A 4,691-nucleotide genomic window follows, 5' to 3' on the forward strand; every position below is an offset into this window, starting at 1 on the left:
CATCGCCGCCTCCCGCACGAACCACCCCGCCTCGACGATAAGCCACCCGCAGCAGCCGCAACAGGAAAAACGATCAGTTCATACACAGGCACTTACCTTCGTCGAGTTTGCGCTGGTAATAGATGCGGCCAGGGCCGGGATCACGACTTTGGCAGACGGCGATGGTGTGCAGCACAGAGTTCAGTTGACGATTGCCGCCGGTATTGAGGCGATGACGTAGGTTCTCACCGCTGGACGCAGCGAGTGGGGCGGTTCCGGTGTAGGCGGCGAAGTGGTCAGCGGATGGGAATCGGGTGATGTCCCCGACGTGCCCGAGAAGTTTGGCGGCCAAGACCCTGCCGATTCCATGGATCTCGTGCAAAGTCGTAGTGGTAGCGGAGAGTGCGTCACGCATCTGCGCTTCGTTTGCTTTGATGTTGGAATCGATACGTCGCAGGTCGATGAGCACTTCCTTCGCCAGGTCCCGGCGGCACGCGTCGGTGGCGGTGCCAGGTTTGATCCGCCGCATCGCCGCGGCTGCCTTGTCCGCGGACAGCCCGGTGGGAACACCGCCGGGGATGAGTTCACGCAGCAGCTGGTGCAACCGGTTGAGTACCCGCGTTCTTTCGTGCGCAAGGTCGTCGCGGCGCTCGGACAGCAGCCGTAGGATCGTGGTCTGGTCTTCGCGGTGAACCTTGTGTAATCCGCTGTGGTACAGGGCTGTCAGCGCGACGGCGCGTGCGTCGTCGGGGTCGGTTTTGCGGCCTCCGCCGGTGCTGAGGACGCGGACTTTCATCGCGAGCGTGGAGGGAACATCGACGACGTCTTCGCCGTGCGCAGCGAGGATCTGGGCGATGCCGCGGCCGAGTCCCTTGGCGCCCTCGATCGCATACTGTCGTTCGGGCCATTGCTCACCCCACTTGGTCATTTGGGTGGCGGTGCCGGCGTTGACCACGAACCGGCGGGACGCGACGGTGACCCCGCTGCGGTCGACGACGACGGCGGTGAACGACGACTTGTGCGGATCGATTCCGATAATGACCACGTGGCAGTGCTCCTGTTCCCGGGCGTAATAGGCGAGAGCCTGCAGTGGGCATCCTGACTTGAAGTTCCTTCGTCCACGCCTCTGTCGAGCCACACCGCAAGGCGGGTGTCGACCGGCATGGCACGCTATCAGTGAGCCAACCTCCGAAGACGGCGGCAAGAAGCTTGCGAGCCTGCGCCGATCGACACCCTGGACGTTACGAGACTGCAGATCCCGAATACGTCCATCGGTGATCTAACAAGTCAGGAGCCTGCCGCCGATGCCGGCCCTTGACTGGCCTGTCCGACCCGCCGCACCACGCGCAGCACCTGCCGATCCTCGAGAAAGGCAGCACCTGCTCGATGAGCTCTACCCGCTGCGCGGCCCCGGTGATCTACGCTGGTGTCGACACCCACGCCGACACCCATCATGTCGCGATCGTCAACGAGCACGGCAAAAAGGTCGCCGACCGCGAATTCCCGACCACCTCAGCTGGATACGCTGCCATCGAGCGTTGGGTCACCAGCTTCGGACACCTCGCGCGGATCGGTATCGAGGGCACCGGATCCTACGGAGTCGAGCTGTCGCGCTACCTGCACGACCGCGGCCACGACGTTGCCGAGGTGGCCCGCCCGAACCGCAGGCTACGCCGCTCCCACGGCAAGACCGACACCATCGACGCCTACGCTGCAGCGCGGCGGCTCCTCGACGAGTCCGGCGTTACCGCACCGAAAATGCGCAACGGCGCGATCGAATCCGTCCGCGCGCTACGCGTGGCACGCAACAACGCGGTCAAAACCGCCACCGCCGCACTCAACGCGCTGCGCGGCCTGATCACGACCAGCCCGGAAACGCTACGCAGTCAGCTGCGCGGCCTGGCTCGCGCCCAACTGCTGGCCACCTGCACCGCATTCAGGCCCGACCCCGCCCGCCTCGCCGATCCACTTCAGGCGACCAAGCTGGCGTTGCGCTCACTCGCCGGACGAGTCAATCAGGCACACGAGCAAGCCGACCTGCTAGAACGACACTTGCATCGACTGCTTGAGCAGGTCGCTCCGAAAACCCTGAACATTTGCGCCCTCGGCCCTGATACTGCTGCGGCACTGGTGATTTCGATTGGCGACAACCCTCGGCGACCGATCAGCGAGGCGGCCTTCGCTCGCCTCTGCGGGGTCGCTCCGATCCCAGCGTCCTCTGGCAAGACTGTCCGTCATCGCCTCCACCGCGGCGGTGATCGACAAGCCAACCAGGCCCTGCACCCCGCAGTGATCGTGCGCCTGCGCTACGACGGGAGAACCCGCGACTACGTCGCCCGCCGCACCACCGAAGGCAAGACCAAACCCGAGATTCATCCGCTCCCTCATTGGGTGAGTATTGATGGTGCGGTCCGATGATCGGATCGTGGTCCTCGGTCAGCACCAGGAGATGGCCACGTTGCCGCGCCGCATCGGATGGCCAGTTTGAGTACTGCCACTCCTGGTGCGCCGAGGCTCCGATGACCAGTGTCAGGGACATGCCCCATCGAGGGCCGACAATGAGGAACCGGCTCCGGAGCCTCGACTGACGAGGGCCTGACCAGCGAAACTCTCTGGAGGCTGTGCATGCCGTTCGTCGGCTGGGATTGGGCGAGTAAGACCCATGACGTGACAGTCATCGATGACCGCGGTTGCGTCCTGGATCGCTGGGCGTTCAGTCACACCGAGCAAGCGTGGACGACGACATCGGCTCGTTTAACGCGTCACGGTGATCCCGCCGACCTGCCGGTGATCATCGAGCGGACCAGTGGGCTGATCGTCGACCGCTTGCTGGCTGCCGGATATCCGGTCGTTCCAGTGCATCCGACCGCGTTTCATGCCGCGCGGCCGCGATGGGGAGCCTCGGGCGCCAAACACGATCCCGGCGACAGCTACAAACTCGCCGACTACCTGCGCACCGACGGACACCGGCTGCGTCGGCTCGACCCGGTCGATGTCGGCCTGCGCGAACTGCAGGCACTCATCCGGCTCCGAGACGACCGGGTTCAGGCCCGCACCGCCGCGATCAACCAGCTCGCATCTCTGCTGGACAACTACTGGCCAGGCCCCAAAAACCTGTTCTGTTCGCTGGCCTCGCCCATCGCGCTGGCCTTCCTCACCGCCTACCCCACACCCCAATCGGCGGCGAGGCTCGGCGAGGTCCGCATGGCCGCATTCCTACGCAGGAACTCCTACCGCGGCGGAAAACCCGCCGCACTGCTGCTGGCCCGGTTACACGCCGCTGCCGTTCCGGCCGCCCACCTACCCACCGACACTCTGGCACTGATGATCGGAACTCAAGTCCAGTTGCTGCGCGGCATCCAAACCGCCATTGCCGATCTGAAAAACCTGATCAGGCAACGCGTCGACGAGCACCCGAGAGCCCAACTGCTGGCCGCGCTCCCTGGCGTCGGCACTATCGACCTGGCCCAATTGCTCGCCGAGATCGGTCCGATCCTCGACCGCGTCGACACAGTCGACCAAGCCGGCGCCGAATGCGGCGTCACCCCGGTTACCAAAGCCTCGGGCAAGACCAGCGGAGTCAGCCAACACCCGGGCCCGCAAAGCCATCACCGCCTTTGCACACAACGCTCGCATGCAATCACCGTGGGCTGCAGAGCTTTACAGTAATGCCCGCGCACGCGGCAAACGCAACCCGCATGCCACCCGCATCGTCGCCCGCGCCTGGCTCCGCGTCATCTGGGCCTGCTGGCATCACGGCACTCCCTACGACCCAGCCATCCACCATGCCGCACAACGCCTCACAGCATGAGGACTTGACTCAAGGAACTCAAACGATACCTCGCCCGCGAAGTGTTCCAAGCACTTCGAGCCGATTTCCCAACGCCAACGCCGGCTTGACATCTACAGGAGCGTCCTTGGCGATCTCCTTCAACCCGCCTTCTCCAACTCCGCCTCCACCAAAAGCCGTTTCAACACCGCGTTCTCGCGTTCGAGATCCTTGAGCTTCTTCGCGTCATCGGCCTTCAGACCGCCGAACTGGTTACGCCACCGGTAGTAGGTGGCTTCGGTGATTTGCAGTGCCCGGCACACGTCCGCGACGTCCTTGCCCTCGCCGAGCAGCCGATCGGCGAGGGCAACTTGCGCACGACCTGCTCAGGAGTGTGCCTCTTCCTCGTAATCATCGCCATCGAGCCTTCCCGCCCACTTGACCGCGTAGGGAAATCCTATGGTGCCAGGCCCCGGTGCCGACCGAGTGCCCGACCGCCGACCACGATGGCATTGACCTGACCCCGTGAGGTCGGTCCATCTGATCTGGCCCTTGCTGAGGGGGCCGTGGTTTCGAGAGTTGAGGCAGACTGACCCGCAGGAGGTCACGGTGCCCGAAATCCTTTCGCTGGCGATGCGACGGCAGGTGCGCTCGGCTGCGAGCCGGCGAGCCTGTCGCCGAAGTTGCAGCGGAGACCGGGATCTCGCCTGCTACGTTGTTTCGCTGGAAGGCTCAGGTTCTCGTCGATGCGGGAGTCCGGGAGGGCATTCCTAGCGTGGAAGCTGATGAGTTGGCATCGACGAAGAAGCGGATCGCCGCATTGGAAGCCGAATTGAAACTTACTCGCGACGCCTGCGAATTGTTCGATGCGCAGGCGGTGGTGTCCCCAAAAGGCGGATCGCGGTCGTCGAAGGGCTGATCGCGTTCGGATATTCGGGGCGGT

Annotated in this window: 4 protein-coding genes and 1 pseudogene; 3 read left to right on the forward strand and 2 right to left on the reverse strand. The window is 64.4% G+C overall.

Annotation, left to right across the window (positions count from 1 at the left end):
• Positions 1–73: 73 nt before the first annotated feature.
• Positions 74–1,117 carry an IS110 family transposase gene (locus ABZW96_RS37280; protein WP_355081569.1) on the reverse strand — a complete coding sequence of 348 codons (1,044 nt, stop codon included), beginning with the start codon at positions 1,115–1,117 and terminating at the stop codon, positions 74–76.
• Between the two features lie 176 nt (positions 1,118–1,293).
• On the opposite strand from ABZW96_RS37280, the gene ABZW96_RS37285 reads away from it, so the two are divergent.
• Together ABZW96_RS37285 and ABZW96_RS37290 are read left to right on the forward strand one after the other, a co-directional pair.
• Positions 1,294–2,397 (forward strand): IS110 family transposase, encoded by a 1,104-nt coding sequence (locus ABZW96_RS37285; protein ID WP_355081565.1) that lies wholly within the window; start codon positions 1,294–1,296, stop codon positions 2,395–2,397.
• Positions 2,398–2,604: 207 nt separating this feature from the next.
• Positions 2,605–3,648, forward strand: coding sequence for a transposase (locus tag ABZW96_RS37290; RefSeq protein WP_355081567.1), 1,044 nt, complete (start codon positions 2,605–2,607; stop codon positions 3,646–3,648).
• 267 nt (positions 3,649–3,915) lie between these two features.
• Here the strand turns inward: ABZW96_RS37290 and ABZW96_RS37295 are convergent.
• Positions 3,916–4,163, reverse strand: a pseudogene (locus ABZW96_RS37295) (transposase); the annotation flags it as partial.
• Positions 4,164–4,403: 240 nt separating this feature from the next.
• On the opposite strand from ABZW96_RS37295, the gene ABZW96_RS37300 reads away from it, so the two are divergent.
• Positions 4,404–4,667, forward strand: coding sequence for a transposase (locus ABZW96_RS37300; protein WP_355081571.1), 264 nt, complete (start codon positions 4,404–4,406; stop codon positions 4,665–4,667).
• Positions 4,668–4,691 lie beyond the last annotated feature (24 nt).

It is taken from the genome of Nocardia sp. NPDC004168, from assembly GCF_040610355.1.
Taxonomy (GTDB): domain Bacteria; phylum Actinomycetota; class Actinomycetes; order Mycobacteriales; family Mycobacteriaceae; genus Nocardia; species Nocardia sichangensis.

What these genes read in the sequence shown, in the direction of transcription:
- ABZW96_RS37290 (WP_355081567.1), top strand. Translation starts at nt 2,605, where the DNA reads ATGCCGTTCGTCGGCTGGGATTGGGCGAGTAAGACCCATGACGTGACA.